This is a genomic window from Rhizobium changzhiense (assembly GCF_013087625.1).
GTDB lineage: Bacteria > Pseudomonadota > Alphaproteobacteria > Rhizobiales > Rhizobiaceae > Rhizobium > Rhizobium sophorae.
Genome location: NZ_JABFCQ010000006.1, coordinates 413,853 through 439,446, shown reverse-complemented (window position 1 = coordinate 439,446; position 25,594 = coordinate 413,853). Strand labels below are relative to the sequence as shown.

General features: G+C 62.9%; 29 protein-coding genes. 16 read left to right on the top strand and 13 right to left on the bottom strand.

Annotation, left to right across the window (positions count from 1 at the left end; genetic code table 11):
- Nucleotides 1-4: 4 nt before the first annotated feature.
- The 5 genes from G9X68_RS27385 to G9X68_RS27365 all read right to left on the bottom strand — a co-directional run bounded on the left by G9X68_RS27385 (nt 5) and on the right by G9X68_RS27365 (nt 4,795).
- Nucleotides 5-1,492 (bottom strand): HAL/PAL/TAL family ammonia-lyase, encoded by a 1,488-nt coding sequence (locus tag G9X68_RS27385; protein ID WP_171605048.1) that lies wholly within the window; start codon nt 1,490-1,492, stop codon nt 5-7.
- On the bottom strand, nt 1,489-2,265 hold the full coding sequence (locus G9X68_RS27380) for an ABC transporter ATP-binding protein (protein WP_018448840.1): 777 nt from the start codon (nt 2,263-2,265) through the stop codon (nt 1,489-1,491). The genes G9X68_RS27385 and G9X68_RS27380 overlap by 4 nt, the downstream gene beginning before the upstream one ends.
- A gap of 28 nt (nt 2,266-2,293) precedes the next feature.
- The gene (locus G9X68_RS27375; protein ID WP_097581868.1) at nt 2,294-2,998 is read right to left on the bottom strand and encodes an ABC transporter permease; all 705 of its coding nucleotides are present in this window, start codon (nt 2,996-2,998) and stop codon (nt 2,294-2,296) included.
- Nucleotides 2,999-3,008: 10 nt separating this feature from the next.
- Complete coding sequence (locus G9X68_RS27370; protein WP_171605047.1) at nt 3,009-3,734, bottom strand: ABC transporter permease; 726 nt, start codon at nt 3,732-3,734, stop codon at nt 3,009-3,011.
- 218 nt (nt 3,735-3,952) lie between these two features.
- Entirely contained in the window at nt 3,953-4,795 is an 843-nt protein-coding gene (locus G9X68_RS27365; protein WP_171605046.1) for a transporter substrate-binding domain-containing protein, read from the bottom strand.
- A 195-nt stretch (nt 4,796-4,990) separates the two neighbouring features.
- On the opposite strand from G9X68_RS27365, the gene hutC (G9X68_RS27360) reads away from it, so the two are divergent.
- Nucleotides 4,991-5,746 carry a histidine utilization transcriptional repressor HutC gene (hutC, locus tag G9X68_RS27360; protein WP_097581865.1) on the top strand — a complete coding sequence of 252 codons (756 nt, stop codon included), beginning with the start codon at nt 4,991-4,993 and terminating at the stop codon, nt 5,744-5,746.
- A 36-nt stretch (nt 5,747-5,782) separates the two neighbouring features.
- Here hutC (G9X68_RS27360) and hutC (G9X68_RS27355) read toward each other — a convergent pair whose 3' ends face one another.
- Both hutC (G9X68_RS27355) and G9X68_RS27350 read right to left on the bottom strand, forming a co-directional pair.
- On the bottom strand, nt 5,783-6,505 hold the full coding sequence (gene hutC / locus G9X68_RS27355; protein WP_097581864.1) for a histidine utilization transcriptional repressor HutC: 723 nt from the start codon (nt 6,503-6,505) through the stop codon (nt 5,783-5,785).
- A gap of 122 nt (nt 6,506-6,627) precedes the next feature.
- Entirely contained in the window at nt 6,628-7,974 is a 1,347-nt protein-coding gene (locus G9X68_RS27350; protein WP_171605045.1) for a formimidoylglutamate deiminase, read from the bottom strand.
- Between the two features lie 122 nt (nt 7,975-8,096).
- Here G9X68_RS27350 and hutI point away from each other — a divergent pair, with 122 nt between their 5' ends.
- The 6 genes from hutI (at nt 8,097) to G9X68_RS27320 (ending at nt 14,984) form a co-directional block, all read left to right on the top strand.
- A complete protein-coding gene (hutI, locus tag G9X68_RS27345) occupies nt 8,097-9,359 on the top strand; it encodes an imidazolonepropionase (protein ID WP_171605044.1) in 1,263 nt (420 codons plus the stop codon).
- On the top strand, nt 9,356-10,891 hold the full coding sequence (gene hutH / locus G9X68_RS27340; protein WP_171605043.1) for a histidine ammonia-lyase: 1,536 nt from the start codon (nt 9,356-9,358) through the stop codon (nt 10,889-10,891). The genes hutI and hutH overlap by 4 nt, the downstream gene beginning before the upstream one ends.
- Before the next feature lie 202 nt (nt 10,892-11,093).
- Nucleotides 11,094-11,900, top strand: a complete 807-nt coding sequence (gene hutG, locus G9X68_RS27335; RefSeq protein WP_171605042.1) for an N-formylglutamate deformylase — start codon at nt 11,094-11,096, stop codon at nt 11,898-11,900.
- A 24-nt stretch (nt 11,901-11,924) separates the two neighbouring features.
- Complete coding sequence (gene hutU / locus G9X68_RS27330) at nt 11,925-13,598, top strand: urocanate hydratase (RefSeq protein ID WP_171605041.1); 1,674 nt, start codon at nt 11,925-11,927, stop codon at nt 13,596-13,598.
- Nucleotides 13,599-13,603: 5 nt separating this feature from the next.
- On the top strand, nt 13,604-14,179 hold the full coding sequence (locus G9X68_RS27325) for a HutD/Ves family protein (RefSeq protein WP_171605040.1): 576 nt from the start codon (nt 13,604-13,606) through the stop codon (nt 14,177-14,179).
- 175 nt (nt 14,180-14,354) lie between these two features.
- Entirely contained in the window at nt 14,355-14,984 is a 630-nt protein-coding gene (locus tag G9X68_RS27320) for a DnaJ domain-containing protein (protein WP_171605039.1), read from the top strand.
- A 21-nt stretch (nt 14,985-15,005) separates the two neighbouring features.
- On the opposite strand, the gene G9X68_RS27315 is transcribed toward G9X68_RS27320, so the two are convergent.
- The gene (locus G9X68_RS27315; protein ID WP_171605038.1) at nt 15,006-15,707 is read right to left on the bottom strand and encodes a DUF899 family protein; all 702 of its coding nucleotides are present in this window, start codon (nt 15,705-15,707) and stop codon (nt 15,006-15,008) included.
- A gap of 304 nt (nt 15,708-16,011) precedes the next feature.
- Nucleotides 16,012-16,272, bottom strand: a complete 261-nt coding sequence (locus G9X68_RS27310) for a DUF982 domain-containing protein (protein ID WP_171605037.1) — start codon at nt 16,270-16,272, stop codon at nt 16,012-16,014.
- 517 nt (nt 16,273-16,789) lie between these two features.
- On the opposite strand from G9X68_RS27310, the gene G9X68_RS27305 reads away from it, so the two are divergent.
- The 3 genes from G9X68_RS27305 to G9X68_RS27295 are packed head-to-tail and all read left to right on the top strand — an operon-like array spanning nt 16,790 to nt 18,213.
- Nucleotides 16,790-17,134: an ArsR/SmtB family transcription factor gene (locus tag G9X68_RS27305; protein WP_028756051.1), complete on the top strand. Its 345-nt coding sequence runs from the start codon at nt 16,790-16,792 to the stop codon at nt 17,132-17,134.
- Nucleotides 17,115-17,600: an SRPBCC family protein gene (locus G9X68_RS27300; RefSeq protein WP_171605036.1), complete on the top strand. Its 486-nt coding sequence runs from the start codon at nt 17,115-17,117 to the stop codon at nt 17,598-17,600. Before G9X68_RS27305 ends, G9X68_RS27300 begins: the two co-directional genes overlap by 20 nt.
- On the top strand, nt 17,593-18,213 hold the full coding sequence (locus tag G9X68_RS27295) for a glutathione S-transferase family protein (RefSeq protein ID WP_171605035.1): 621 nt from the start codon (nt 17,593-17,595) through the stop codon (nt 18,211-18,213). The genes G9X68_RS27300 and G9X68_RS27295 overlap by 8 nt, the downstream gene beginning before the upstream one ends.
- A 332-nt stretch (nt 18,214-18,545) precedes the next feature.
- Here G9X68_RS27295 and G9X68_RS27290 read toward each other — a convergent pair whose 3' ends face one another.
- Nucleotides 18,546-18,728 (bottom strand): hypothetical protein, encoded by a 183-nt coding sequence (locus tag G9X68_RS27290; RefSeq protein ID WP_171605034.1) that lies wholly within the window; start codon nt 18,726-18,728, stop codon nt 18,546-18,548.
- A gap of 70 nt (nt 18,729-18,798) precedes the next feature.
- Here G9X68_RS27290 and G9X68_RS27285 point away from each other — a divergent pair, with 70 nt between their 5' ends.
- Nucleotides 18,799-19,440, top strand: a complete 642-nt coding sequence (locus G9X68_RS27285) for an alpha/beta hydrolase family protein (RefSeq protein WP_171605033.1) — start codon at nt 18,799-18,801, stop codon at nt 19,438-19,440.
- A 38-nt stretch (nt 19,441-19,478) separates the two neighbouring features.
- Here the strand turns inward: G9X68_RS27285 and G9X68_RS27280 are convergent, their stop codons facing one another.
- The 3 genes from G9X68_RS27280 to pcaQ all read right to left on the bottom strand — a co-directional run bounded on the left by G9X68_RS27280 (nt 19,479) and on the right by pcaQ (nt 21,660).
- Nucleotides 19,479-20,150, bottom strand: coding sequence for an RES domain-containing protein (locus tag G9X68_RS27280; protein ID WP_171605032.1), 672 nt, complete (start codon nt 20,148-20,150; stop codon nt 19,479-19,481).
- Nucleotides 20,147-20,668, bottom strand: coding sequence for an antitoxin Xre/MbcA/ParS toxin-binding domain-containing protein (locus tag G9X68_RS27275; protein WP_171605031.1), 522 nt, complete (start codon nt 20,666-20,668; stop codon nt 20,147-20,149). The genes G9X68_RS27280 and G9X68_RS27275 overlap by 4 nt, the downstream gene beginning before the upstream one ends.
- Nucleotides 20,669-20,739: 71 nt before the next feature.
- Nucleotides 20,740-21,660 carry a pca operon transcription factor PcaQ gene (gene pcaQ, locus G9X68_RS27270; RefSeq protein WP_171605030.1) on the bottom strand — a complete coding sequence of 307 codons (921 nt, stop codon included), beginning with the start codon at nt 21,658-21,660 and terminating at the stop codon, nt 20,740-20,742.
- A gap of 95 nt (nt 21,661-21,755) precedes the next feature.
- Here pcaQ and pcaD point away from each other — a divergent pair, with 95 nt between their 5' ends.
- From pcaD to G9X68_RS27245, 5 genes are all read left to right on the top strand, one after another.
- A complete protein-coding gene (gene pcaD, locus G9X68_RS27265) occupies nt 21,756-22,565 on the top strand; it encodes a 3-oxoadipate enol-lactonase (RefSeq protein ID WP_171605029.1) in 810 nt (269 codons plus the stop codon).
- Nucleotides 22,562-22,966 (top strand): 4-carboxymuconolactone decarboxylase, encoded by a 405-nt coding sequence (gene pcaC / locus G9X68_RS27260; protein WP_065283891.1) that lies wholly within the window; start codon nt 22,562-22,564, stop codon nt 22,964-22,966. The genes pcaD and pcaC overlap by 4 nt, the downstream gene beginning before the upstream one ends.
- Before the next feature lie 9 nt (nt 22,967-22,975).
- The gene (gene pcaH, locus G9X68_RS27255; RefSeq protein ID WP_003553667.1) at nt 22,976-23,725 is read left to right on the top strand and encodes a protocatechuate 3,4-dioxygenase subunit beta; all 750 of its coding nucleotides are present in this window, start codon (nt 22,976-22,978) and stop codon (nt 23,723-23,725) included.
- A 2-nt stretch (nt 23,726-23,727) separates the two neighbouring features.
- Nucleotides 23,728-24,339, top strand: coding sequence for a protocatechuate 3,4-dioxygenase subunit alpha (gene pcaG, locus G9X68_RS27250; protein WP_171605028.1), 612 nt, complete (start codon nt 23,728-23,730; stop codon nt 24,337-24,339).
- A 196-nt stretch (nt 24,340-24,535) separates the two neighbouring features.
- The gene (locus G9X68_RS27245; protein WP_171605027.1) at nt 24,536-25,582 is read left to right on the top strand and encodes a 3-carboxy-cis,cis-muconate cycloisomerase; all 1,047 of its coding nucleotides are present in this window, start codon (nt 24,536-24,538) and stop codon (nt 25,580-25,582) included.
- The last annotated feature ends 12 nt before the right edge of the window (nt 25,583-25,594 follow it).

Here is a 25,594-nt window from a genome sequence, read left to right as displayed (position 1 = left end):
CCGATTATAGCGGCGGCGCAGTCTCGCGGATCAGGCTGCGGACAGCCTCGATATCGCCGTTGAGCGGCCGTTCGTCATCATAATGGGAAACATGTTCCCGCACGGCTTGATAGACAAGATTCGTGCCCGCCGCCCGCGCCGCCGTCGCCGCCAGGAAATCATGTGCCTGGGCAGCGGCCATCAGTTCGATCGCCAGGATATATTCGGCATTATCGATGACGGCGAGCAGCTTGCCGGCGGCAGCCGTCGGGTGTGCGAGGAAATCTTCCTGCAGGCCGGAGGTCAGCCCGCCGTCCATGGCCGCGGGTGCGGCAAGGCGACGGTTCTCGTTGCTGAGTGCGGCGGCGGTATACTGGGCAATCATGAAGCCGGAATGGCTGCCGGCATCGCTGGCGAGGAAGGGCGGCAGGCCGCTGACCAGCGGATTGACGAGCCGGTCCATGCGCCGTTCGCTGATCGCACCGATCTGTGCGAGCGCAATCGCCAGGCTATCGGCCGCTTGCCCGAGCGCCGGGGCGACGGCATGGGCTTCGGAGGAGACGATCGGCTGTTCCGGCGTGCCTGAAACAGCCGGATTGTCCGTCACCGAAGCAAGTTCCTGATCGACGACGCGAGCGGAATTGTCGAAGACATCGCGGGCGGCGCCATGCGCATGCGGAACCGAACGAAGGCTGAGCGCATCCTGCGTACGCCGGCCGAAGGCGGCGGCGACAAGGCCGCTGCCCTGGAGCCGGGCGCGCAGCGTCGCTCCGACTTTCTCTATTCCCGCCGATGGGCGCAGCGCCAGCACGGCCGCGTCGAAGGCGGCGATCTGGCAGCCCGCCGCTTCCAACGTAAGCGCTGCGATCGCATCGGCCCAGTCGAGCAGCCGTTCGGCGCGCGAAAGCGCGGCAGCGGTCAGGCCGGTGGCGCAGGCCGTGCCGTTGACAAGGCTCAAGCCCTCCTTGGCGCCGAGCACCAGCGGTTCGAGGCCGATGGCGGCCAGCGCTTCGCGGCCACTCATGCGCCGGCCGCCCAGGTGAGCGCTGCCTTCGCCGATCAGAACAAGCGCAATATGGGCATTGTGGACGAGATAACCGGCAGAGCCCTTGGACGGCACGTCGGGAATGCAATCATGTTCCAGCATGGCCGCAAGATGCTCGACGATCTCGCGTCGCACGCCGGAATGGCCATGGGCGAAATTGGCAATCTCAGCCGCAATGATGGCGCGCACCTCGCGGGCAGCCAGCAATGGCCCGACGCCGCAGGCATGGCTGAGAACGATGCTGCGCGACAACAGGCTCTGCGAGGCACGATCGACCACGGTATCGGCCAGCGCCCCGACGCCGGTATTGACGCCATAGGCGCGCACCCCGGTCTCGACGATGCGCGCAACGATGCGGCTTGCCTGCTCGACGCGCGCTGAGGCGGCAGGCGACAGCGCAAGTGCTTCCCCTGCCCCGACGCGCGCAACATCGCGCCAGGTCAGGACGGCATCGATGGTGATCGTCATTGACCGCTTCCGAAATGACCGATGAACTGGCGGAAAGCGGGTGTCGCGCCGCCGGTAAACATCTCGTCCGGCTTGCCGCTGCTTTCGATCAGCCCTTCGCGCATGAAGACGACGCGGTTCGAGACGTTGCGGGCAAAGCTCATCTCATGGGTGACGACGAGCATAGTCATGCCCTCCTCGGCAAGCGCGCGCATGACGCGCAGCACTTCGCCGACAAGCTCCGGATCGAGCGCCGAAGTCGGCTCGTCGAAGAGCATCACCTTCGGCTTCATCGCCAGCGCGCGGGCGATTGCGGCGCGCTGCTGCTGGCCGCCGGAGAGATGGGCGGGATAGGCGTGGCGCTTATCGGCGATGCCGACCTTTTCGAGCAGCGCTTCAGCCTCGGCGATGCAGTCGGCGCGCGGCCGCTTCAGCACATGGATCGGGCCCTCGATGACGTTCTGCAGGATCGTCATATGGGACCAGAGATTGAAGGACTGGAACACCATGCCGAGTTCGGAGCGGATATGGTCCACCTGCTTCTGGCTGGCCGGCTTGCTCCGCCCGCCCTTGTGAACCATGCGGATCTCCTCGCCGTCGACCCAGATCTCGCCGTCGCTGGCGGTTTCCAGCATGTTGATGCAGCGCAGAAAGGTCGACTTGCCAGAGCCGGAGGCGCCGAGCAGCGAAATCACGTCGCCGTCTTCCGCATCGAGGGAAATGCCGCGCAAGACCTCGTGCGTACCGAAGCTCTTGCGGATATTGCGGACCGATAGTCGGGTTACGCCTGGCATGGGTGCTCCAATCGGGTCAAAAAGCCGCTTACGCCTTCAGCGCCTGCGGGGCCGCGCGGCGGTGTCGGGAGAGCGAATATTCGAGCAGAGCCATGCCCTGCAGGATGATGAAGTTGAGGACGAGATAGATGATCGCCGCGCAGAGAAAGACTTCCATCGTGCGATAGGTCTGCGAAATCAGCCGCTGGGCGACGCCGGTGACCTCCCAGACGGTGACGAGGCTTGCGAGCGCCGTCGACTTCATCATCAGCACGATCTCAGTGGAATAGGCCGGCAGCGCGTGGCGGAAGGCGATCGGCGCCAGGATACGGCGGACCAGCAGGAAGCCGGACATGCCGATCGAGCGCGCCGCTTCGATCTCCTTCGGCGAGACGGCGCGAATGCCGCCACGGAAGATCTCCGCCGTGTAGCCGGCGGTGCAGAGCGCCAGCGACAGCACGGCGCAGACCATCGGCTCACGCAGGAACGGCCAGAGGAAAGAGTAGCGGATGACGCCGAATTGGCCGAGGCCGTAAAACACCAGGAACATCTGAATCAAGAGCGGCGAGCCGCGAAAGACGAAGATATAGCCCTTGGCGAAACCCGAAAGCACTCTGTTGCCGCTGACCCGCATCCAGACGATGACGAGTGCCAGTAGGCCGCCGCAGAGGATCGATAGGGAAAATAGGATGAGCGTCGTCGGTACGGCCTTGAGCAGGGTGACCATGGTCGAGGCAATGAAGGTGAAATCCATCGTCGCCTCCTTACGCCTGACCCATGGCGGATGCAGGCATGCTGCGGTTGGCGCGGCGTTCCGCCCCGTTGAAGATGCGGTCCGAAAGGCTGGTCAGGATCAGATAGAGGCAGCCGCCGGCGATGAAGAACAGGAAATATTGCCGGGTCGAGCCTGCCGCCACCTGGCTGGTGCGCATCAGTTCGGCAAGGCCGGTGACGGAGACCAGCGCCGAATCCTTGAGACTGAGCTGCCACACATTGCCGAGGCCTGGAATGGCGAGGCGAAGCACCTGCGGCATGATGATGCGGCGAAAGCGCAGGCCGCGATGCATGCCGATCGCCGAGGCGGCTTCGAGCTCGCCCTTGGAGATGGCGAGGAAGGCGCCGCGGAACACTTCCGCCTGGTACGAGCCGGAGATAATGCCGACGGCAAGCGCACCCGCGAGGAAGGAAGGCAGACCAAGGAAGCCCTCGTAACCCATCGCCTGGCCGATCGAGGTGACGGCCGAGGAGCCGCCGAAATAGATGAGATAGATGATCAGCAGCTCGGGCACGCCGCGAAACACGGTCGTATAGACGTTGCCGAGCGTGACGAGGACAAGATTGCCGGAGAGTTTTGCCGCCGCGACGATCGCGCCGAGCACCGCGCCGATCGCCAGCGCCGTTGCCGTGACGGCCAGCGTCATCAAGGTGGCGGCAATGAGCAGCGCGCCCCATCCGGTCGAGCCGAAGCCAAGCAGTTCCAAACTTGCCATATCGTCCGTTCCCCGTCCGCGGCAGTGTTTTGTGGATTGACACCAGAGCATGATGCCGAAAAGTGTCAGCGGTTTTCGGACAACATCATGCTCTAACTCTCTTATCTAGAACAGGATTCAGATTTTAGGCCGACCCGGCCTAAAATCATCCTGTTCGAGCACGCAGTCCCCGGCGATAAAGCCGGAGACCCGTGTCCGCGGCCGAAAGGCCGAAACGCTTACTGCTGCGGGCTGACGTCCATCTTGAACCACTTCATCGACAGGGTCTTGACCGTGCCGTCGGCGAGTGCGGACTTGATCGCTACATTAAACTTGTCGCGCAGGTCGGTATCGGCCTTGCGCAGGCCGAGACCTTCACCCTCGCCCCAGATCGAGCCGGCGATCTCTGGGCCGGTGAAGGCGAGCGTGTCGTTGGCGGCCTTGAACGCGTTGGCGAAATAGACGGCGTCATCGAAGCCGAGGTCGATACGGCCGTTCTGCAGGTCGAGGTCACGATCGGCGCCGGTCTTGTATTCCCGGATCTCGGCGATGTCGCCGAAATTGTCATAGACGAACTTGGCGTAGACGGTGGCCGCCTGGATGCCGATCGTCTTGCCCTTGAAGACTTCCTTCAGCGCGTCGATCTCCTTCACGCCGGTCTGGCCGGGCGTCATCTTGATCGTGGCGCCGGTGCCGGCGGCATTCGCCAGCGAGCTGTCCTTGGCGGCGGCGAAGGCGGCGGGCGTGGCGGCATAGGGAATGGTGAAGTCGATGATCTTCTTACGCTCTTCGGTAATCGACAGCGCATCCATGATGACGTCGAACTTGCCGGCGTTGAGCGCCGGGATCATGCCGTCCCAATCGGAGGCGACCAGCGTGCACTCGATCTTGGCGCGCTCGCATAGCACCTTGGCGAGTTCCGGCTCGAAGCCGCCGAGCGTGCCGTCGGCATTGGTGAGGTTCCAGGGCGCATAGGCGCCTTCGAGAGTAATAGTCGCCTTCGTCCAGTCCTTGGAAAAGGCAGGCGCGGCGAAGGCGGAAAAAGCCGCCACGCCACAAAGCAGGATTGCGCTGAATTTCATTTGTGAATTCTCCTCTGGAGTTGAAACAGACCTTGCGGCACCACGACCGATCTTCGCCGGCTTGCCCTTTCTTGTCCTTTTTTCTTAAAGGACCGATTGGGAGGTTGTATATGGTACCATATGAGATATTTTGTGATATGCAAGAGGGAAAGTCGAATTATGTGGCGAATTCCATTCGTGCAAAAGGAATAGGCAATGAAACGTCCCGGCGAGATGAAGCGCGAACTGGCGGAAAATGACAGCACGCCGCTTTATGCCGGCGTCAAGCAGGTGATCCTCGACCGCATCCACAGCGGCGAGTGGCCGCCGAAATACCGCGTGCCCTCGGAAAACGAGCTGGTCGTCGAACTCGGCGTCAGCAAGATGACCGCCAACCGGGCGCTGCGCGAACTCGCCAACGAGGGCGAACTCATCCGCATTCAGGGCGTCGGCTCCTTCGTCGCCGAGCGCAAGGGCTATTCGGCACTGTTCGAAGTCCGCAACATCGCCGAGGAAATCGCCGAACGTGGCCATGTCCATGAGGCCGCTGTCGTCGTTCTCGCCCAGGAAACCGCCTCTCCCGAGGTTGCCGACGCGCTCGAATTGCCGATCGGCGCTGCGGTTTTCCACTCGCTGATCGTCCACAGCGAAAACGGCGTTCCCGTGCAGATCGAGGACCGCTTCGTCCATCCGGAAGCCGCCCCAGAATATCTCGCTCAGGATTTTTCGACGCTGACACCGAACGCCTATCTGACGGCCGCAGCCCCGCTTAGCGGCTCCGAGCACGTCGTCGAGGCGGCAATGCCGCAGGCCTGGGAATGCAAGCTCTTGACCATCATGAAGACCGAGCCGTGCCTGACGATCCGCCGGCGCACATGGTCGGCAAAGCAGGTAGTCTCGACCGCCCGCCTCGTCTATCCCGGCCACCGCTACCGGCTGGAAGCGCGCAGCGGCAAGCTGTTCGAGGAATGAAAACACTGCCCATGTTGTATATGGAACATGGCGGACTTATTGCGACGCCGGTGTAAAACGCGCCACCAATGCGTGACGATCGCCGGGATAGGTGAAGCGCACATGCGTCACTGGGCCGGCATTGCTCCAGGTGCGGCGTTCGACCACGAGGCAGGCGGTATTGCGCGCTATGTCGAGAGCCGCGGCCAGCTCGGCACCAGCTGAGACGGCATGGATCCGGTGTTCGGCCGTGCTCCACGGCACCTGGTTGAGCAGCCAGGGGCCTGGCGCCATCGTCAGGAAATCGGCATCGGCGGCTTCCGGTACGGTCGCAAGACTGATCAGCCGCTCCTCCAGGCAAAAGGGCCGCGCGCCGGCATTGTGGATGCAGACGACCTCGATGACCGAGGACGCCACAGGCAGTTCCAGACGGCGGCTGTCGTCCACCTTGGCCTTGCGGCTCACCTTCTTCGAAACCGCATAGGAATAGGGCAGGTTCAGCGACTGCACCTCGGCCTTGATGTCGTGGATTTCGAGAATGGCCGATTGCGCCTGCGGCTGGGTGACGAAGCTGCCGGATTTCTTGCGGCGTTCGATGAGGCCGGCCTTGGCAAGCTGGGTCAGCACCTTGTTCACCGTCATGCGCGAGCAGTCGTACTGCGTGGCAAGATCAACCTCGAAGGGAATGCGATACCCCGGCGGCCAATCGCCCGAGACGATACGGCCCTCGATGTCGCTGAGGATGCGCTGATGCAGGGTGAGATCCCTGCTTTGGTTCATCGCCACGGTTCCGATTGGTCTCCCGCTATCTCTTTGTTTTTACGCAATCCCGGACGCAAAACCGCTACACACTTTTGCTGGAATTGCTCTAATTCGAATGCCTGGACAGGAAAAGCTCTTTTTCAGGCGGCCAGCAATTCGCCCATGACCGCCAGGAAACGCCGGTCGATAGCATCGCGCCTGAGATGGCGTCCGCCCTCCACTTGCTTGCGGCCATGCGCCCAGACACAATCGACGGCGACGCCGCCTGCAAACACCCAATGATCGAGAATCTGGTCGCCGGAGAGATAGGGAACGGCTTCGGTGTCGAGTGAGACGATATCCGCGGAATGGCCCTCGACGAGCCCGGCCGGCGCTTTGAGTGCGGCACCGCCGCCGGCAAGTGCTTGGCTGAACAGCGAAAGCGCCGTCGAACCGCCGGGTGCTGCGATGACGTTGCGGGCGCGAAGCGCCAGGCGCTGCGAATATTCGAGCTGGCGCAGTTCCTCCGGCACGGAGATCAGCACGTTGGAATCCGAGCCGATGCCGTAACGCCCGCCCTCCTCGAGAAAGAGCGGTGCGGCAAAGGCGCCATCACCGAGATTGGCTTCGGTGATCGGGCAGAGGCCAGCAATCGCGCCGCTTTTCGCCATCCGCCGTGTTTCGTCCTCGGTCATGTGCGTCGCATGGATCAGGCACCACCGCTCATCCACAGGCGCATGATCGAGAAGCCATTGCACCGGCCGCGCGCCGGACCAAGCGATACAGTCCTCGACTTCCTTCACCTGCTCGGCGACATGGATATGGACGGGGCCGTCCGCCGCCATCGGCACGAGCCTTGTGAGCTCGTCGGGTGTTGCAGCGCGCAGGCTGTGCGGCGCCAGCCCGAGCTCGGCGCCGTCGAGCCGGCCGGTCACTGCCCGGCATCCCTCCATCAGCCTTTCGAAGCTTTCGAGCGAATTGATGAAACGCCGCTGGCCGTCGATGGGGGCAGCGCCGCCGAAGCCGGAATGGGCATAAAAGACCGGCAGCAGCGTCAGCCCGATGCCGGTCTCTTCGCTCGCTGCGCCGATGCGTTCGGCAAGCTCGGCGATGTTGGCGTAGGCGCTGCCATCTCTATCATGGTGGAGATAGTGGAACTCGCCGACGCGGGAAAAACCGGCTTCAAGCATCTCTGTATAGAGCTTGGCCGCGACCGCCTCGACATGGTCCGGCGTCATCGCCAGGGCAAACTTGTACATCACCGTGCGCCAGCTCCAGAAGCTGTCATTTGCCGGGCCGCGCACTTCCGCAAGACCGGCCATCGCCCGCTGGAAGGCATGGCTGTGCAGGTTCGCCATGGCAGGAACGAGGAGAGCGTGGCGTTCGTCGCCGGGCTCGGGAGCAGTGCCGATTTCGACCCGCGCGATGCGCCCGGCTTCAAGCGTCAGCCGCACATCCTTCTGCCAGCCTTGCTGCGTCAGCGCCCTGCCTGCGTGAAGTGTGGTCATGACCTTCCCTCTCCTCTTGCCGTGCCGCCGATCTTTCTTTTCCAGAAAAGCGCACAAAATTTCTCTTGTCACCTATCGATTATGTATATACATGTTTTGACATAAGGAAAGGCGCAAAGCTGATGACCGGGAACAATTTTTCAGAGGAAGCCCCATCTGCCGACACCCGTCCGGCGCTGTGGCGCAACGCGCGGCTCGCCACGCTCGCGCCGACAAAATCGGGGCTCGGTATCGTCGAAAAGGGCGCCGTGCTGATCGAAAACGGCCGCATCGCCTTTGCCGGCGCCGAAAGCGAGCTGCCGGCATCGGCCATCGAACATTCCGACATCGTCGATCTCGAAGGCCGCTGGGTAACGCCCGGTCTCGTCGACTGCCACACCCATATCGTTCACGGCGGCAACCGCGCCCGCGAATTTGAGATGCGCCTTGCAGGCGCCACCTATGAGGAGGTCGCACGCGCCGGCGGTGGCATCGTTTCCTCGGTGAAGGCGACCAATGCGCTGTCGGTCGAGGAGCTTGTCGCGCAGGCTCTGCCACGGCTCGACACGCTGCTTGCAGAAGGTGTCACCACGATCGAGATCAAATCCGGCTACGGGTTGAACCGGACCGGTGAAGTCAAGATGCTGCAGAGCGCCCGCCTGCTCGGCCATATCAGACCGGTGCGCGTCGCCACCAGCTATCTCGGCGCCCATGCGACGCCTGTGGAATATAAGGGTCGCAACGGCGATTATCTCGATGATGTTGTCCTGGCCGGTCTCGACGACATGCATGGCCTCGGTCTTGCCGATGCAGTCGACGGCTTCTGCGAGGGCATCGCTTTTTCGACCGCCGAGATCGCCCGCGTCTTCGACAAGGCCAAAGCGCTTGGCCTGCCGGTCAAGCTGCATGCCGAGCAGCTCTCCAATCTCGGCGGCGCCAGGCTCGCCGCATCCTATGGCGCACTTTCAGCCGATCACCTCGAATATCTCGACGAAGATGGCGTTGCGGCGATGGCCGCAGCCGGCACCGTCGCCGTGCTCCTGCCCGGCGCCTTTTACGCCATCCATGAAAAGCAGAAGCCGCCGGTAGAGGCACTGCGGCGGGCAGGCGTGCCGATCGCGATCGCCACCGATTGCAATCCCGGCACCTCGCCGCTCACCTCGATGTTGCTCACCATGAACATGTCGGCCACACTTTTCGGCCTCACCGTCGAGGAGTGCATCGCCGGCGCCACCCGCGAAGGCGCCCGCGCGCTCGGCCTGCTCGACAAGACGGGAACGCTCGAACCCGGCAAATCCGCCGATCTCGCCGTCTGGAATATCGAAAGCCTTGCCGAGCTCGTCTATCGCATGGGCTTCAACCCGCTTCACGCACGCGTCTTCAAGGGCGAAAGGAACGGCCGATGACCATCACGCTCCACCCGGGCTCCGTCTCGCTCAAGGATCTCGAAACCATCTACTGGACCGGTGTGCCGGCAAGGCTCGATCCCGCCTTCGATGCGGGGATCGCCAAGGCCGCTGCCCGCATCGCCGAGATCGCCGCCGGCAATGCGCCGGTCTACGGCATCAATACCGGCTTCGGCAAACTCGCCTCAATCAAGATCGACAGCGCCGATGTGACCACCTTGCAGCGCAATCTCATCCTGTCGCATTGCTGCGGCGTCGGCGCGCCGCTGCCCGACAATATCGTGCGGCTGATCATGGCGCTGAAGCTGGTCTCGCTCGGGCGCGGCGCCTCCGGCGTGCGGCTGGAACTGGTGCGGCTGATCGAAGGCATGCTGGAAAAGGGCGTCATTCCGCTGATCCCGGAAAAGGGCTCGGTCGGCGCCTCCGGCGACCTTGCGCCCCTTGCCCATATGGCGGCGGTGATGATGGGCGAGGCCGAAGCCTTTTTCGCCGGCGAACGGCTCTCAGGCGCTGAAGCCCTCGAAAGAGCTGGCCTCAAACCAGTGGTGCTCGCCGCCAAGGAGGGCCTGGCTCTCATCAACGGCACCCAGACCTCGACGGCGCTGGCACTTGCCGGCCTCTTCCGCGCTCATCGTGCCGCCCAGGCGGCGCTCATCACCGGCGCCATGTCCACCGATGCCGCCATGGGCTCTTCCGCGCCCTTCCATCCGGATATTCACACATTGCGTGGCCATAGGGGCCAGATCGACACGGCAGCGGCGCTTCGCGCGCTGCTCGAAAATTCCATCATTCGCCAGAGCCATATCGAGGGCGATGAGCGCGTGCAGGATCCCTATTGCATTCGCTGCCAGCCGCAGGTCGACGGCGCCTGCCTCGATCTGCTGCGCTCGGTCGCCCGCACCCTTGAGATCGAGGCCAATGCGGTGACCGACAATCCGCTGGTACTCTCGGACAATTCCGTCGTCTCCGGCGGCAATTTCCACGCCGAACCCGTTGCTTTCGCCGCCGATCAGATCGCGCTCGCCATCTGTGAGATCGGCGCGATTTCGCAGCGCCGCATCGCGCTGCTCGTCGATCCGACCCTCTCCTACGGCCTGCCGGCCTTCCTCGCCAAGAAGCCGGGCTTGAACTCCGGCCTGATGATCGCCGAGGTCACCTCGGCGGCGCTGATGTCGGAGAACAAGCAGATGTCGCACCCCGCTTCGGTCGATTCGACGCCGACCTCGGCCAACCAGGAAGACCATGTCTCCATGGCCTGCCACGGCGCCCGCCGCCTGCTCGGCATGACCGAGAACCTGTTCGGCATCATCGGCATCGAGGCGCTGACCGCCGCCCAAGGCGTCGAGCTGCGCGCGCCGCTGTCGACCAGCCCGGAGCTTGGCAAGGCGATCGCCGCAATCCGCAGCAGGGTGCCGAGCCTCGACATCGACCGCTACATGGCAAACGACCTCGCCGCCGCCGCCGAACTGGTGGCGACAGGCGCTCTGAACGCCTCGGTTTCATCAGGCATCTTGCCGGTTTTGGAGGGTTGATCGTGATGGTTCTGCACTTGGTACCCCCCTCTGCCCTGCCGGGCATCTCCCCCACAAGTGGGGAGATCGGCTGGGCGGACCCGCTCGTTCCAGCGTCAATTGTCTGGGCAGATTCCATCCACGAGTCGATCTCCCCCCTTGTGGGGGAGATGTCCGGCAGGACAGAGGGGGGTAACGCCCCAAACGCCGGAGCGCTCTGCCCATGAGCGCGCCCGTCTTCGAAATAACGCGGGGTACCTCCCCCATCATCCTCGGCTTCCCCCATACCGGCACCGAGGTACCGCCCGAGATTGCCGACCGCCTCAACGACAACGGCCGCATCCTCGCCGACACCGACTGGCACATCCACCACCTCTATGATGGCCTGCTCGATAATGTCACAGTCGTGCGCGCCACCTTCCATCGCTACGTCATCGACGCCAACCGCGATCCGGCGGGTGTGAGCCTTTATCCCGGCCAGAACACCACCGGCCTCATTCCCCAGACGGATTTCGACGGCAAGGCGATCTGGAAGGATGGGCAAGGACCTGACGAAGCCGACATCGTGGCGCGGCTGCGGGACTTTCATGCCCCCTATCATGCGGCCCTTGCCGCCGAGATCGAGCGCGTGAGAGCAATCCATGGCGTCGCAATCCTCTACGACTGCCACTCGATCCGCTCCCACATTCCCTTTCTCTTCGAAGGCAAGCTGCCGGATTTCAATATCGGCACCGATATGGGCAAGACGTGCGACAGCGCCATCGAGCAGGCGACGCTGACCGTCGTCGAAACCGCCGAAGGTTACGACGGCGTGCTCAACGGTCGCTTCAAGGGTGGTTGGACGACACGCCACTATGGTCGGCCCGACACTGGTGTGCACGCGATCCAGATGGAGCTCGCACAATCGACGCATCTCCAGGCCGAGGCACCACCCTTTGCCTACGACGCCGCCAAGGCAGACAGACTTCGCGTTCATCTCAAAAACATTCTGGTGCGCATCGAACAGATTGCGCCAGGCCTGAAACGATAACGATCTCTCGACAGGGGAACCGCCATGAACAATCCACGCCACAATATCCGCGAAATCCGCGCACCCCGCGGCAATGATCTCAATGCCAAGAGCTGGATGACCGAAGCGCCGCTGCGCATGCTGATGAACAATCTCGACCCCGATGTCGCCGAAAATCCGAACGAGCTCGTCGTTTATGGCGGCATCGGCCGCGCCGCCCGTACCTGGGAGGATTTCGACCGCATCGTCGCGACGCTGAAGACGCTGACGGAAGAAGAAACGCTGGTCGTCCAATCCGGCAAGCCGGTCGGCGTATTCCGCACCCACAAGGATGCGCCGCGGGTGCTGATCGCCAATTCCAACCTCGTACCGCATTGGGCGACCTGGGATCATTTCAACGAGCTGGATAAGAAGGGCCTTGCCATGTACGGCCAGATGACGGCCGGCTCGTGGATCTATATCGGCACGCAGGGCATCGTGCAGGGTACCTACGAGACCTTCGTCGAGGCCGGCCGCCAGCATTACGGCGGCAATCTAAAGGGCAAATGGATCCTGACCGGCGGCCTCGGCGGCATGGGCGGCGCCCAGCCGCTCGCCGCCGTCATGGCCGGCGCCTGCTGCCTGGCCGTCGAATGCAATCCCGATTCGATCGATTTCCGCCTGCGCACCCGCTATCTCGACGCCAAGGCCGAGACGCTCGACGAAGCGCTTGCGATGATCGACCGCTGGACCAAATCGGGCGAAGCGAAATCCGTCGGCCTGCTCGGCAACGCCGCCGAAATCCTGCCGGAGATGGTCCGCCGCGGCATCCGCCCCGACATCGTCACCGACCAGACCTCGGCGCACGACCCGATCAACGGCTACCTGCCGAAGGGCTGGACGATGGGTGAGTGGAAGGCAAAGCGCGAAAGCGATCCGAAGGCTGTGGAAAAAGCGGCGCGCACCTCGATGCGCGAACATGTCGAAGCGATGATCGCCTTCTGGAATGCCGGTATTCCGACACTCGATTACGGCAACAATATCCGCCAGGTGGCGCTGGACGAAGGCCTCGAAAACGCCTTCGCCTTTCCGGGCTTCGTGCCGGCCTATATCCGCCCGCTGTTTTGCCGCGGCATCGGCCCCTTCCGCTGGGCAGCCCTTTCCGGCGACCCGGAGGATATCTACAAGACCGATGCCAAGGTGAAGGAGTTGCTGCCGGACAACAAGCACCTGCATCATTGGCTCGACATGGCCAGGGAGCGCATCGCCTTCCAGGGCCTGCCGGCACGCATCTGCTGGGTGGGCTTGGGCGACCGTCACAAGCTCGGCCTCGCCTTCAATGAGATGGTGAGAACAGGCGAACTCTCCGCCCCGATCGTCATCGGCCGAGATCACCTCGATTCCGGCTCCGTCGCCTCGCCGAACCGCGAGACCGAAGCGATGAAGGACGGCTCCGACGCCGTCTCCGACTGGCCGCTGCTCAATGCCCTGCTCAACACGGCGTCGGGCGCCACCTGGGTGTCGCTGCATCACGGCGGCGGCGTCGGCATGGGCTTCTCGCAGCATTCCGGCATGGTCATTTGCGCCGATGGCACGGACGATGCCGCAAGACGCCTCGAGCGCGTGCTCTGGAACGACCCGGCGACCGGCGTCATGCGCCACGCCGATGCCGGTTACGAGATCGCCATCGATTGCGCCAAAGAAAAGGGCCTGCGCCTGCCCGGCATTCTCGGGAACTGAGCCTCATGAGGGTTCTGCGCGCCGGCGATCACAAACGCATGCCCTGGAAAAACGGCAAGGGAGAGACGGTGGAAATCGCCGTCTTTCCACCCGGCGCTTCGATCGACGATTTCGACTGGCGCATCAGCATGGCGACCGTCGCGGAGGACGGCCCATTTTCGATCTTTCCCGGCATCGACCGCACGCTGGCGATCCTTGATGGCAACGGCATGGTGCTCGGTGTCGCAGGGAGCACGCCCGTGCTGCTGACAACGGCAAGCGATCCCTTGGCCTTCCCGGCGGATATCGCCGTTGCAGCCAGGCTCCAGGACGGAGCGATCACCGATCTCAACGTCATGACGCGCCGTGACGGGCTCGCCCACACGCTGATCCGGATCGACGTCGATGGCAGCAAGACCGTGCCGCTGCCGCCCTCGACTTGCCTGTTCTTCTGCCATCGCGGCGCACTCTCATTCCGGCGGGACGGCGAGACTTGCGCCCTTGCGGCCGACGATGCGTTGCTGATCGAGGACGCGGCCGAAACTGTGCTGGAAATCGATGGCGAAGCCAAATGTTATCTCGCCTCGATCACCACAGGCTGATCTTCGAACAACGAATTGAAAACATTAAGCAATCGAGGATTTCGCGACGCATTGCCATCAACCATCGCCATCTCGGGCCATGGACGTCATTCCTCGTTTCGGTCTAAACTTCGCCCTTCTGATGCAGAAGAAGACCTAGACTGCCCGCAACGTGCCGGGGAGCAAGGGAGCAGGCGTGACGGATCCATACGATATTCTCGGCGTTGAACGCGATGCGGACGAGGCGCAGCTGAAGGCCGCCTATCGGCGCCTGGCGAAGGTTGCCCACCCCGATTCGGGTGGTGATTCGGACGCCTTTGCCAATCTGCAGAAAGCCTATGGGCTGCTTCTCGATCCGGTCCGGCGCAAGGTCTACGACGATACCGGCTATGACGTCGAATTCGCCGATGCGGCCGAATTGCAGGCGCTCGTGATGATCGAGAAGCTCGTCACCGACGCAGTGCTCGACGAGCGCGCACCCGGAAGTTTCGATCCCGTCGCCGTCATGCAGGACAGCCTTTCCGAAGAACTGCGCAAGGCGCGTTTCAGCAAGAGCGAGCTCGAGCGCCACGCCTCGCGCATCGGCCTGCATCTGGAACGGCTCGAAAAACAGTCCGGCCGCGATGTGCTCGCCCATATGTTCCGCGCCCGCATCGAAGCGATCTCCAAGGCGGTCGCGGAAACCGAGGCGAAGATCAAGGCGACGGAACGCGCCGCCGACATGCTCAGCGGCTATGTCTACGACATCGACTCGCCGCCGCTGCCGGATGCCGCGGTCACCAGCATCGAATGGGTCGAGGCCTCAAGAAACCGCTCCACAGGCTGACGGCGGACGACGCGGCTGATCTTAATAGGACAGCTTCGGATACCAGTCCGGCGCCCGGCCTTCGGGCGTCGCATCGAGCACGGTCCAGAGCGGCATCAGGTCGGGCGCGCCGCGCGGATCCTGACCCGGGTCGGCCGTCGCCTCGCCCATCTCCTCGCTCCAGAAGTGGCGGATGGTGCCGTCGCGCCGCGTGAAGACGTTGAAGGCGGCGCCATCGCTGCCGTCGCTGCCGATCGCACGATAGTCGCGGCTGTAATCGTCCGACATGTCGGAATAGAGCGGCAGGTGGTGCCAGCCGCGTTCCTTCTTGAAGGCGAGCAGCCTTTCGATCGGCGAGCGGGCGACGACGGCAAGGGCGGCGCGCTGCTGGATGTCAGGCACTTCGCCGTCCCAGGCCGACAGCAGCGAGGTGCACATCGGGCACGGACGCTCGCGTTGCGGGCCGAACATATAGCTGTAGACGATCAGCGTGTCCTTGTCGGCGAAGAGCTCGGCAAAGGAGATCGGCCCATCGCTGCCTTCGAAGCGGTATTCTTTCGTCACCTCGCCGCCCGGCGGCAGCGCCCGGCGCTGTTTCGCCACACGCTCGATATGCCGGCGCAATTCGATCTCTTCGGCGAGCAGCGCGTCGCGCGCGATGCGATATGCCTCGCTCTCATTTGGGAAGCGGGCGCCGTTCTTGGCCGCAAGCACGGCGGCGGGTATCAGATGCTGATTATCCATGACGATATCCTCCTTCTATTGCCGCGCGTCTCAGACGCGCAAAGGACGTGCTGAAGCCACGACCGGGTCGCAGCACATCATTACAAGGACGATCGGCTGATGCGAAAATCGACAGAGCCGACGGAAAATATTCGCCCCGCGCTTTGGCCGACTCGGCGGCCGGATCGCCAAAGCCAAGCAGAAGATCGCGCGTTCCGAAATGCGGATCATCGAACCCAGCCGCTCATTGACCTACGCATGCAGCGGAACCAGAGCTGTATCATGAAGGAGCTCGTAAACTCAAATCGCCGTCGGCTGCGAAAACTCAGTGAACGGTGATCACCGGAATGCCAGCTTCGTCGGCGGCACGGATAAGCGCTGCTCGCGCGTCCTGAGCCGGAATTTCCCCATGAATTGCATGCCGACACGCCCTAATCGCTATGAGATATTCTTCTCCGTCGTCGATCGGCCAGCCAACTGTCAGCATCTCGGCAGCCTGGAAAAGGGTCGCGACAAGCTTGTATTTTTCCGACCCACTCACAACGAGCATCAGAGGGGCAAACTCTTCGGATGTGCGCCACTTCATGACATTAGGTCTCCCCACAGTAAACATATTAGTAACCGTGCAAGAACCGTTCCGTGATCTTCGCAGGCGTGCCGAAGCTCGTTTCGGAGACCGCATAATGGAAAGGAGAACATTTCTTAAAGGCCGCTTTGGTCGCCTCAGCATCGCCAGCGTCACCATTGGCACCTGTTGGCAGGGAAACGGTCGCCGGCCTCTTTACCCGCCATGCTGAAACCACCAAAGCCGCCGACATGTTTATATCAGACGCCCGTCCCGGTCTTCTGCCTCCGCAACTCCAACTGCTCCGCGGCGGTATCAGCGAACGCGGCGTGCCTCTGCAACCGGAAACACTTCATCAGCAGAGCGGCAAAAAGAGATCGCGTAGTCGCCTCCTGCTCCGGCATGACAGATGCGGGACTTCCCGCTCTGTTGCCACTGCATGAGTCTCTTTCCCGTAGTTACAACCTACCGCAAGATTGCCTTTGACACGTCGCGATAAACAATATATCTACACGGTTATATAGCCATATGGTGATATATGAAAAGCAGCCTCGATGCGATTTTCTCCGCACTCTCAGACCCAACAAGGAGAGCAATTCTTGGGCGGCTTGCTCACGGCAAGGCGACCGTGGCCGAACTTGCAGATCCCTTCGAGCTGTCTCAGCCTGCCATTTCAAAGCATCTCAAAGTCCTGGAACAGGCCGGATTGATCCGCTCCGGCCGTGAAGCGACTTCGCGTCCCCGCGAACTTGAGCCGGACGCATTGAAGAAAATCTCTGATTGGATTGGCGATTACAGACGCTTCTGGGATCAGAGCTTTGATCGTCTCGATGGCTATTTGTCCAAGGTACAAGGATACGAAGATGACAAATCCGGAGACTGATACTGACAACGCCCGCGATCTGGTTTTTGTACGAAGGTTCGATGCTCCATGCGATCTGGTTTTCAGGGCATGGACCGACCCGAAAGCGTTGGCGCAATGGTGTGGTCCTCACGGTTTCAAGGCGGTGGGCGATCGGCTTGAAGCCTGGCCCGGCGGTAGACACCGCGCCTGTCTGATCGCGCCAGATGGAGAAGAGCATTGGGTCGGCGGAAAATATCTGGAGGTCGAGCCGCCGCATAGGCTTGTCTTCACACATGCCTGGGAGCTCGCAACCGGCGAAAAAAGCCCGGAAACAGTCGTCACCATCACGTTAAAGGAAAGCGACGGAGGAACGGAAATGACGTTTCGGCAAAGTGGATTTGAAAACGCATCATCACTTAAGGGTCATGAAGGTGGTTGGTCGCAAAGCTTCGAGCGACTGGGCGTTTTTCTGGGGGCTGGATCGGAAAGGTCGGATCATGCGTAAGGCGGCGATGAAGCTCTATTATTGCGAGACGCTCAATCCCCGGAAGGCCTGCGCCGCCGCTCGTTATCTGAAAGCCGACGTCGAGTTCGTCAGGGTTGACCTGGCAAACGGAGAGCAGCGCACCGCAGAATTCCTGGCGCTTAACCCGAACGGGAAAGTCCCCGTGCTGCAGGATGATGCCGGAACCTTGTGGGAAGCGAATGCCATCATGTGCAGGCTGTCTGACAGCGCCGAATCGGATTTTTGGCCGCACGACCACAGGCAGATCGACGTCGTCCGGTGGCTGAGCTGGGACGCCAGTCATTTCACCCGGCACGCGGCAGCCCTGTGGTTTGAATACTTGATCAAACCTTTGTTCGGCGGAGAGCCTGACGTCGCCGTGATCGAAGATGCGAAGACGAGCTTCCGACTCCATGCTCGCGTGCTCGACGACCATCTGGCTACCAACAGCGTCGCGGTCGGGAAGACACTGACTGTGGCAGATTTCGCATTGGCCGCTGCACTTCCTTATGCGACTTCTGCTGAGATTCCACTTTCCGAGTTTACGCATATACAGGCGTGGTACGAACGGCTTGAACAACTCGATGCGTGGCGAAACCCTTTCCCGGCGTAACAAGGTGCGGCCGCTGTTCCGTGCTTATTATTTCCGCTCACATTTCTACAAGTTTTGCCGGTAATTCGCTCCACGGGGCCTCGCTTCTCCGCCGCTGGAATCCCTTCCGCCATCAAACGACAAGACGAAAGCGGCGATGTGCGCAAGAGCTGTAAAGCAAAAAGGGCGCTCGACCCTTGCGGGGAGCGCCCTTATCCTGTCGGACAACGAACAGTTCGACGACGTCGATACCGCGCGCATCCATTTTTCAGGCAGGACGGGTATATGGACCCTTTCCACCGGGGTTTCAAGAGGCGGTTCTGCGATTCTACACGACAATTGACCGTAGTCGATCAGGAGGCGACCCCGGTGATCGGATTGACCACAGGTCGTTCGCTTTTGTCTCTGACCCCAGCCGGCTGCACCGCGGGCGGCGCCATCGATTCTGTGTCGGCGGGCTCCGGCTTTTCAGGAACGGCGCCGACATCTTTGGGGCGCCGCTGCTCGGGCTTTACGTTTTGATCATTCGTCGACATTGTCAGTCTCCTTTCCAGGAAAAAGTCACGGCCGTCGACATGGTTCCGGCGATGGGATGGAGGATTACCGATGCTTGACAGGTTTCTGCTGCAGGGGCCCCAGGATGCGCGCTTCACCATCCTTCTTGCGCATGGCGCCGGCGCGCCGATGGATTCGGCATCGATGACATCAGCGGCAAATGCGCTCGCCGGTGTCGGCTTCCGCGTCGCCCGTTTCGAATTCGCCTATATGGCCGCCCGCCGCACCTTAGAAGGTCGCAAGCCGCCGCCACGCGCCGAAACGCTCAATCCCGAATACGAGGCGGCGATTGCCGAGCTCGGCGCCATCGGCCCGCTGATCATCGGCGGCAAGTCGATGGGCGGCCGGGTCGCCAGCATGGTCGCCGACGATCTCCATCGTCAGAGGAAGATCGCCGGCCTGCTTTGCCTCGGCTATCCCTTCCATCCGCCCGGCCAGCCGGAGAAGCTGCGCACCGGCCATCTCACCGGGCTGACGACGCCCGCCCTGATTTGCCAGGGAACACGCGACGAATTCGGCACACGGGACGAGGTGCCGGGCTACGATCTGTCCGACAGGATCGAGATCCTCTGGCTGGAGGACGGCGACCACGACCTCAAGCCGCGCAAGACGATCTCCGGTTTCTCCAGTGCCGATCACCTCGCCACGATGGCGAAAGCGGTGAAGGCATGGGCCGAACGACTGCCGGCTTGAGCATCCCATATCCCCCGGCGCGCCTGCGGTTGCCGTTGTCAAGCTGCAAGCTTCCTGACATCGATGCGCCGCTCGGTAGCGGAAACGGTGATTTCGAAGTGGTCGGCCTGCACCACGCCCTGAATATTGCGCGGCCGGTGTGCGACGATGACCACTCCGCTTCTCAGCCGGACACTGTCATAGAGGATACCGGCGCCGCCGCTCGAGCGCACCTCTTCCCCCAGCACCTGCGACGCCGCATAGCTGGTGCCGTCATAGACATCGGGCCGTATCGTCTGCTCTCCGCGAATGTCGAGGTAATCACCAATCAGAGCGGCCGAATAGCTTCTATAGGTGCGCGCCATCGTCCCGACCCCGCGCGCGACAGTCTCGCGCCGGAGATGATGGCCAACCTCGGCGGCGGCTGTGCGGAGATCGTCGGCGGCATACCAGGCGCCGAGATCGGGGCCGTTGAAGCGCATGCCGCCGGGTGCGACATGCAGGAAGGCCGCCATCACAATGCTGGCATTGGCAACGCCGTAAACCCATTCGTCCCTGGGAAGCCGCTGGATGCGGTCGGCGACAAGACGGTCGTTGGTCCAGCCGACGAGCTCCATCACGGCTTCTAGATCGGCCGCCCTCGTTACCGTCTCAAAAAGCCCGATTGGCGGAAATTGCGACGGGATCAGCCGATACGACGGACGCGGCGCCTCTGCAAAACGATCGCTCACCGGAAGACGATGTCCGTATCTTCGTAGGGCGTGAAGGCTTCGTCGAGCACATTCGGCTGCATGTAGAGACCACCGCGGGCGCCGTCGAGAAACCGGCGGACCGTCATCAACCCGTCCTGGGTCCCATTCGTCACGATATCAAGCGGCGGATGGCCGCCGAAAACCGGCGCCTGATGCGGTGTGCGCAGCCAGGTGACGCCGGCGCGGTCATCGGAAAAAAGCACGCCGAGCGCCTGATGGATGCCGAGCACGGCCGAGATGCGGGTCAGCGTATCGACATCGAGCGTGAAAGCGCCGTGCTCGCGCGCCTGTTTGGCCCAATTGTGGTAGGTCGACCGGGAGGGATAGCCGAGCATCAACAGCCGCTGTTCTTCGTTCAAGCCCCAAAGATCGGCGATCGCCAGGAAGGTCCGCAAGGCCGGTGCGCTCAGCCGCCGGCGGTTTGCCGGGGCGAAGCGTCCGGTTTCCAGCCGCTGCGGCCCCTGGTCTTCCCGATCCCTGCGTCGTGCGTATTGCATAACAGCCTCCTGTCTTGAATTAGACATAGTCCAAATCTGGGCAATCATCAAGCGGATTTAAAGAGCCGGCGTCAGGAAAGCTCGCCTGCCGCCTCCCGGATCGTCTGCATCAGGATGGATTGCTGCAGAGACGGCACGGCATCGGCGCGCATCGTCAATCCGACCGGCCCCTTGGTCTCGCCGGTATCGACCGGCAGAAGCGTCAGCCGCCCGTCGGCGACATCGCCGGCCACGACGCCGTTGGAAATGATCCAGATCGCATCGCTTGCCCTGAGGAAAGCGCGGCCGAAGGAATCCGACACCGTCTCGATGTGGTTCGGCAGGCTGGAGACGCCGTTGGCGATGAGGAAATTTTCGACGACCGGCCGGATGATCGAACCGCGCGTCGGCATCAGCACCGTATAGTTGCCGAAGCCGGCAAACAGCGATTGCCGGCCGTCGAGCAGCGGATGGCCGGCGCGCACGGCAAACACCACCTGCTCGGAATAAAGATGCTCGAAGGAAAAGCCCGCCATCTTCTCGGCGCCGGCCAGACGTCCGACGACGAGGTCGAGATCACCGACGTGAAGCTGCTCCAGGAGCACCGCGTTTTCGCCGGTGACGATCTTCACCCGGCTCCAGGTCTTCTCCTTGAGGAAGAGTTCCATCGCCCGCGGCATGATGCGCGATGACACCGTCGGCAGCGCCCCAATCCGGATCGGCGGCGGCGCATCGGCGAACTGCTCCTGCGAGACGGAATCGAGGCCCTGGCGCAGCGCCGTCAGCGCCGCCCCGGCGTGGCGCAGGAAGACCTCGCCGTAGCGGGTGATCTTGATGCCGCGGCCGTCGCGCTCGAAGACATCGACACCCAGCACCTGTTCCAGTTCGCGGATCGTCTTGGTGACCGCCGGCTGGCTGACATGCAGCAATTCGGCGGCCTTCATGACGCTCTTCTGCCGCGCCACCTCGACAAAGGTTTGCAGATGGCGGAACTTGACCCGGCTGTCGATCATCGCTCGCATAACTCCAGGGTTATCGAAACGCCAATAAATATCATTTTACTTAACCGGATCAACCAGTCAATTTCACCGTTCAGGAGGAGAGTGACGTGCAATTCGCCCGGATAAACGACGTGACGATCCATTATCAGATCATTGGTGCCCCTGCCGACAGGCCGGTGATCGTCTTCGCCAATTCGCTGGGCACGGATTTCCGCATCTGGCGCGACGTCGTGGTGCGGCTTGCCGGCGAATTCGCCATCGTGCTTTACGACAAGCGCGGCCACGGCCTTTCCGATGTCGGCCAGCTCCCCTCATCGATCGACGACCATGCGACGGATCTCGCGGGACTTCTCGATCTGCTGTCGGTCAAGGATGCCGTCATCTGCGGCCTCTCCGTCGGCGGCCTCATCGCCCAGTCGCTCTATCACCGCCGACCGGACCTCGTCCGCGCGCTCATCCTCTGCGACACCGCCCACAAGATCGGCACGGCGGAGAGCTGGAACGCCCGCATCGCCGCGGTCGAGCAAAACGGCATCGGCAGCATCGTGGACGCGGTCATGGAGCGTTGGTTCACGCCCGCCTTCCGCCGGCCCGAGAGCACCGCCTATGCGGGCTATTGCAACATGCTGACGCGCCAGCCCGTCGAGGGTTACCTCGCCGCCTGCGCCGCGATCCGTGATGCCGACTTCACCGAGGTCGCAAAGACGATCACCGTCCCGACGATCTGCATCGTCGGCGATCAGGACGGCTCGACGCCGCCCGATCTCGTGCTTTCGACCGCGAAGCTGATCTCCGGCGCCCGTTACGAAGTGATCCCCAATTGCGCGCACATTCCCTGCGTCGAGCAGCCCGACGCGCTGACGGCGATCATCCGCGCCTTCCTCACATCCATTCCGCCTGGAGAAGTCAGCCCATGAATGAGACTGCGTCCCCTTCCGAGCGCTATCGCCAGGGCATGGCGACCCGCCGCGCCGTGCTCGGCGACGCCCATGTCGACCGCGCCGCCGCCACATCGACGGAGTTCGACCGCCCCTTCCAGGAACTGATCACCGAAGCCGCCTGGGGCCATGTCTGGTCGCGCCCGGCACTGACGAAGCGCGAGCGCTCGATCATCACGATCGCTCTGCTTGCCGCGCTTGGCCAGGACGACGAGGTTGCCATGCATGTGCGCGCCACCGCCAATACGGGGGCGACCCGCGAGGATATCCGCGAGGCGCTGTTGCATGTGGCGATCTATGCCGGCGTTCCCGCCGCCAATCACGCGATCAAGATCGCAAAGCAGGCTTTTGAACAGATGGACGCCGAAAAGGCGGCCTGAGGGAGGAACATGTCCGAACGACCGAACCGCAAGCCCGAGACCGGCGGCTTCTTCGCCCGCGACCGCGCCTGGCATGCGCCGGCGCTGACCCCCGGATACAAGACCTCCGTGCTGCGCGCGCCGCAGCGCGCCCTGCTCTCGCTCGACGGCACGATTTCCGAGACCACCGGTCCGGTCTTCGGCCATTCGATGATCGGCGAACTCGACAACGACCTGATCCTGAACTACGCGCAGCCCGGCGAAAGTGCGATCGGCGAGCGCATCATCGTCCATGGCCGTGTGCTCGACGAGCGCGCCAGGCCGGTTGCCGGCGCCTTGGTCGAGTTCTGGCAGGCCAATGCCGGCGGCCGCTATCGCCACAAGAAGGAAACTTATCTGGCGGCGATCGACCCGAATTTCGGCGGCTGCGGCCGCGCCATCACCGACGAAGACGGCCGCTACCATTTCCGCACCGTCCGCCCCGGCGCCTATCCCTGGCCGAACGGCATCAACGATTGGCGCCCGGCCCATATCCATTTCTCGATCTTCGGACACGGCTTTGCCCAGCGCCTGATCACCCAGATGTATTTCGAGGGCGACCCGATGATCTGGAAATGTCCGATCGTCGGCACCATCCCCGACAAGGCGGCGATCGAGCAACTGATCGCCCCGCTCGACTGGGGCAACACCATTCCGATGGACTCACGCGCCTATAAATTCGATATCGTGCTGCGCGGCCGCCGCTCGACGATGTTCGAAAACAGACCGGAGGGCAACTGACCATGCAGCAGCTCGGCTACCTCAAGGAAACCCCATCGCAGACGGCCGGTCCCTATGTCCATATCGGCCTGACGCCGAATTTTTGCGACATAACGGGCGTCTACGACACCGATCTCGGCATCGAGATGGTCAACGACAAGACACTCGGCGAACGTATCACCGTCACCGGCCGGATCTTCGATGGCGCCGGAGCGCTGGTGCGCGATGCGGTCATCGAGATCTGGCAGGCCGACACCGCCGGGCTCTACAACAGCCCGTCGGAAATGCGCGGCGCCGCCGACCCAAATTTCACCGGCTGGGGCCGCTGCCCGACCCGCGCTGAGGACGGCGTCTATAGCTTCGAGACCGTCAAGCCCGGCCGCGTCCCCTTCAAGGACGGCCGCAGACAAGCCCCGCACATCACCTTCTGGATCGTCGCCCGCGGCATCAATATCGGCCTGCACACGCGCATGTATTTTCCGGAGGAGACGGAGGCCAACGCCGCCGACCCGCTGCTTTCCCGCATCGAACATCGCGAGCGCGTCGCAACAGTGGTCGCCACCCGCGACGGCGCCACCTGTCATTTCGACATCCACCTGCAGGGTCCGAAGGAAACGGTGTTTCTCGATATCTGAGGGTGCGCGGGCGGCTTGTTCGGAGAGCTCCGAGCAAGTAGCCCCCTCACCCTGCCCTCTCCCCGAGGGGAGAGGGGAACAGTGCTGCGCGAGAGTATCTGCCCAGAAGGCGCCGCCGCCCCGAGTCCCTTCTCCCCAGCGGGGAGAAGGTGGCGGCAGCCGGATGAGGGGGCCATCACGACAAACCGAGACGATCATGACCGCATCGCCCTTCGACCACCCCTTCCTTTCCAGCCTGCTCGGCGACGATGAAATCGCGCCCTATTTCTCCGCCGAGGCGGATATACGGGCCATGCTTTCCTTCGAGGCCGCGCTCGCCAAGGCTGAAGCCGCTCACGGCCTCATTCCTGCCGAAGCCGCAAAGCGCATCGCTGACACCTGCGCCGCCTTCTCGCCCGATGTGTCCAGTCTTCGATCGGCAACGGCAAGGGATGGTGTCGTCGTTCCCGACCTCATCGACCAGCTTCGCACCGCTGTCGGCGAGGAAGCGGCAAAAAGCCTGCATTGCGGTGCGACCAGCCAGGATGTCATCGATACCAGCCTGATGATCCGCCTGAAGACCGTCGTCTTCCTGTTTGCCGGAAGGCTATCCGCCATCGCTGCTGAGCTCGATGTGCTCGACGGTCAGTTCGGCCAAAACCGGCTGATGGGCCATACCCGCATGCAGGCGGCGATCCCCATCACCGTCACCGATCGCCTCGATGCCTGGCGTGCGCCGCTCGCAACCTATCGCGACCGCCTGACCGAACAGAGCTTTCCCGTTCAGTTCGGCGGTGCGGCCGGCACGCTGGACAAGCTCGGGTCTCAGGCCGCAGCCATCCGTGCCTCGCTCGCTCAGGAACTCGGCCTCACCGATGCGCCGCAATGGCAGAGCGGGCGTCTGCCGATCGCCGATATCGCCGGCCTATTCGCGTCGATATCGGGCAGTCTCGGCAAGATGGGCCAGGACATCGCGCTGCTTGCCCAGGCCGGCGGCGAGATCGAAATCTCAGGCGGCGGCACTTCGTCGGCAATGGCGCACAAGCAGAACCCCGTTTCCGCCGAAGTCCTCGTCTCGCTGGCCCGTTTCAACGCCACTCTTCTATCGGGCGTCCACCAGTCCCTCGTCCACGAACAGGAACGCTCGGGCGCTGCCTGGACGCTCGAATGGCTGCTGCTGCCGCAAGTGACGATGGCAACCGCCGCCAGCCTGCGACTGGCGAAGGAGCTGACGAGGAAAATCAAGAGGCTTGGAACGGCCTGATCCAGGACCTTT